This window comes from Actinosynnema sp. (assembly GCF_052038725.1).
On record NZ_JBQGCX010001398.1, the window covers coordinates 1 to 4442 of the forward strand.

A 4442-nucleotide genomic window follows, 5' to 3' on the forward strand; every position below is an offset into this window, starting at 1 on the left:
CAGGGTCGCCAGGCCGTCGGAGCGCAGCAGGTCCAGGTCGTTCAGGACCGCCTCGCCGTCGAGCGCCTTCGCCAGCGCCACCAGCAGGTCCCGGTCCGCCTGCCCGACCAGGCCCGGTCTGACCGCGACCGTGCAGTAGTCGTCCTCGGCGGCCACCTCCACGAAACCCCGGTGCACCAGCACCTTGCCCGATTCGAGCGCGGGCACGCCGAGCAGCTTCTTGACCTTCCGCACCTCCTCCCACGCGCCCAGCTCCACCAGGAACGCGGGCGAGTGCGCCCGCGCCCTGGCCAGTTCGAGCGCGCGGGACAACTCCACGCGCAGCGGCGAACCGCCGGGCAGGTGGTAGCCGAGCCAGGCCAGCAGGCGGGGCAGGACGTCCAGGTGGTCCGAGTCGAACCCGGCCTCGTCGCCCTGCTCCAGCTCGATCCCGCTGAAGCGCTGACCGCCGTCGGTGGTCAGCCAGGACGCGCGTTCCGGGTTGGTCAGACCGACGAGCAAAGCGGCGATGTCGTCGCGGCTGAACGCCTTGTGCGCCGCGATCAGCAGGTCCTCGGGCACCGGGGTGCGGCGGCCGTGCGCGGTGTTCCACTCCAGGGCCACCGCGTCCACGTCCGGGCCCTCGGTCCACAGGCGCAGCGGGTCGGCGGGCACGGCGGCGTTGAGGAGGCGACCGCGCTCGTCGTCCTCCAGCGGGCCCAGCGTGGCCTTGGCGACGAGCGCGGCGTCGCGGGACAGGCCCAGCTCCTTGCGCAGCGCGGTGCCCAGGTAGTTGCCGCCCCACGCGCCCACGCCCGGCATCCCGGCCAGCAGCACGGTCGCCTCGGCGCCGCTGAGGCCGGTGAGCTCCACCAGCCGGTCGACCGCCTCCGGCCGCCACGGCGCGGGACCGCGCTCGGCCAGCGCGTCCAGGAACACCGGCACGGCGTCCCGGTCGATGCCGGGGTCGAGCGGCCAGTGCTCGCTGAGCCGCCAGCCCTCGGGCAGCGCGAACCCGTCGCGGCCGAACTGCAGGCCCTCGAAGCTGCGGCCGGGCACGTCCAGCCAGCTCTCCTCGAACAGGGCGACGAACCCGTCGTCGGTCGGTGCCACCCGGTTCTCCGGGTCGGGGCCGCGCTCGGGCAGCACCAGCTCCACCGACCGCCACCGGCCGGAGCCGTCCGCGATCGGGCTGGACGCCAGCACCCGCAGCAGCTCGGCCAGCGCGGCGCGCTGCCCTGGCGGGGTGAACGGCGAGGCGGCCCGGTGCATGAGAGAGCGCAGGTGCGGGATCACCCTGGCCCAGTCCGGTGAGGACACCTCGGGCAGCGGTCCGGGCACCGGGTCGGCCGAGGCCGCGACCAGCGCCGCGATCAGGTCGGGCAGCGCGGACGGCAGCCCGGACACGTCGTCGTCGGTGTGGGAGGCGAACCAGTTGACCGCCCGGTTGATGCCGGCGTCGGTGAGCGCGGCGGACTCGGGCGTGGTGGGGCGCGCGGTCTCGTCGATCAGCCTGGCCGCCTCGGCGACCCGCGCGAACGCCCGGAAGCCCTTCTGCAGGCGCGCCGCCCTGCGGACCTCGGCGACCACGGCGATGAGCAGCTCGGGGTGCGTCAGCGCGGGCAGGCGCTCGGCGACCACGTGGGCCAGCGCCGTGAACCGCCCGGCGGACGGGCCGCCGGGAGCGGTGGCCACAGCGGCTTGACCGCCGGCGGCAACGGCCGGACCACCGGTCGCAGGGTCCGAAGAGGACGTTCCGCCCGGCTGTCCCGACTGTCCCGACTGTCCCGGCTGTCCCGACTGCGCGCCCGCACCGGCGCCGGCGGCCGAAGGCGGAAGGGCGTCCGACTCCTCGGCGCTCAACCCACCAGCGCTCAACCCCCCTGCGCTTGATCCCCTTGCGCCTGATCCCCCAGCGCCCGTGCCACCCCCGCTCGCGCGCAGCAGCGCCACCTCCGCCGCGATGACGGCGGGCAGCGCGGTCTCGGCCGTCGCCAGCGCGGCGGTGATCAGCTCGCGCGCGTCCTCCTCGGTGACCGCCCGCAGCGCGGCGGAACCGGCCTCGTCGCGGGGCCGCAGCGCGTGCCACCACGCGACCGGCGGCACCAGCGGGGTGCCCGAGGCGCCCTCCGGGCGGCGCTCGCCCACGTCGAAGTTCGCCAGCAGCGCGCCCGAGGTGTCGCGCAGCTCGATCGTCTCGTACTCGGCGCGCACCACCAGCCGCGCGCCACCGGGCAGGTCCAGCAGCCCCGAGGGCGCGCCCGCCTCGCTCGGCTGCCGCACCGCGCGCCCGTCAACGCCCTCGCCCGACCAGGACCCGTCCGGTTCGGCGCGCACCCGCCAGCCGTGCAGCCCTCCGGACGCGCCGAGCGGGCTCGCCTCCGTGCCGGGGGCGACCGGGCGCAGGTGGCAGTCGTCCAGCTCGCGCTTCGCGCCGAACTCCTCCAGGAAGGTCGGCAGGCTCGACCGCCCCAGGTCGCCGGTGGCCGGGTCGACCTCGCGCCAGCCAGCGTCGGTGTCGACCCACAGGGTGACGCCGTCGCCGTGGACCGGGCGCGGGAAGGGCGCGTGGGTGTCGCCGGGGCTGACCGCGCGACCGCCGGTGCAGCGGGCCCCGCCGGGCAGCGCGAGGGACGGGACGGCCTCGCGGTCGCGGTACGGGTCGATCCCGCTGAGCGGGTCGAACAGCACCGTCGGCGCGTCGCTCCAGTACGCCAGCTCCTCGCCGTGGTCGGCGTGCCAGCGCACCAGCAGGCGGCCGTCGAACCACCAGGCGGTCGGCGCGTAGTCCCAGTCGTGCCTGCGCTCCAGCGGCACGCGGGAGCGGTGCTCCGCGAGCAGCCCGTCCGGCCCGGCCACGGCGAACTCCTCGCCCGCGCGCAGCACCAGCGCGGGCCAGCCCTCGCCCGCGATCTCGGCCTCCGCGCCGAGCAGCCCGGCCGCGCGGTCCAGCGCGGGCCAGCCCAGCTCGTCCAGCAGGCCGGTGCGCAGCACCGAGGCGAGCAGGGTGGCGACGTCGGCGTCCGCGATGGTCTCGGCGGCCTCGGGCAGCACGGCGAACGCCTCGGGCACGCCCAGCGGCCCCAGTTCGGCCAGGTGCCGCTCCAGGTCGGGCAGACCGGTGGCGCCGAGCGCGGTGACGCGCACGGCCAGCCACGCCGACAGCGCGGAGCGCAGCCCCGGCACGGCCATCGCCGCGCGCACCGCCGCCGGGTTGGCCAGGCCCGAGGAGCCCGCGTTGACCAGGTGCTGGACCAGCCCGGAGCCCAGGTGGGCCCTGGTGCGGTCGGAGGTGGCGAGGGCGACCAGGTCGCGGCGGCCGGGCAGCTCGTCGGCGAGCCAGGAGTCGACGGCGAAGTTGCGCCGCTCCCCCGTCTCCTCGGTCAGCTCGAACGGGACGTCCAGGACGAGCAGCAGGTCGAGCAGGTCGAGCTCGCCCTGCCGCCAGGTGTGCGGGAAGCGGACCGGGACGGCGTCGGCGGTCAGCCGGGGCGCGAGGCGGGCGACCAGCTCCAGCAGGCGCTCGGAGCGCGGGGTGTCGCCGCCCCAGGAGAGGTCGCGCAGCTGGACCACCGACGTCAGCCAGGCCGCCGCGCCGACCGTCCCGGTGCCGTCGACCAGGTGCGCGGTCGCCCCGCACGCCTCCAGCAGGTCGAGCCAGTCGTCCAGGTCGTCGCGGTCGTCCGGGACGAGCTCCAGCAGCCGGGGCGCGAGCGCCGGGTCCTTCGCGGACAGCCGCAGCAGGGCCGGGCGGTAGCGCTTCCAGAACTTGCCGCCCGCGCGGGAGACGCCGCGCAGGTCGAGCAGGCGGGTGAGCTGCCGCTCGTCCTCGGCGTCCGGGTCGAGCCCGGCGGCGGTGGCGAGCCTGCGCAGGTCGTCCGGCATGGAGTTGTGCGGGGCCAACCCGCCCGCGCAGCGCCGCACGCACAGGTGCAGCACCAGCTCGTAGGCCTCGACCGGGTCGAGCCTGCCCTGCAGGGACTTGGTGAACGAGGTCAGCGCCTTCACGGTCAGCGCGCCCGCGAACGCGAACTCCAGGAACACCTCGCGCAGCCGCTCGACGTCCAGCGGGAGGTCGTGCACCTCCTCGGCCTGCCTGGCCCTGCCGAACATGGCGCCCGCGTAGCTGGTGCTGCCGTGCGCCAGGAACGCGCGCCCGGCCTCCTCGTACAGGGTGGGCAGGAAGTGCGGCGCGGACCGGGCGAGCCGCTCGCCGAGCGCGAGGAACCCGGTCTTGGCGGCCTCGGCGCGCGAGCGGGCCAGCGCGCCGAGCCGCTCGACGTCCTTGACCAGGTCGAGCGCGTGGTGCCCGTTGTCCGGGTCGTTGGCCAGCGCCCAGGCGGGGAAGCCGAGCGCGACGCGCTTGCCGGTGCCGACCTCGCGGACCCGGTCGGGGGCGTCGAACCCGAGGTAGTCGCAGGTCAGGTCCTCGGCGCGGGCGAGGAGGGCGGGGACGAGCCGGA

1 protein-coding gene is annotated in these 4442 nt (G+C 76.6%); it reads right to left on the minus strand.

Annotated elements, in window-relative coordinates; genetic code table 11:
- On the minus strand, positions 1–4442 hold a 4442-nt coding region (locus tag ACTUAL_RS29575; protein ID WP_440902537.1), incomplete at both ends, for a hypothetical protein.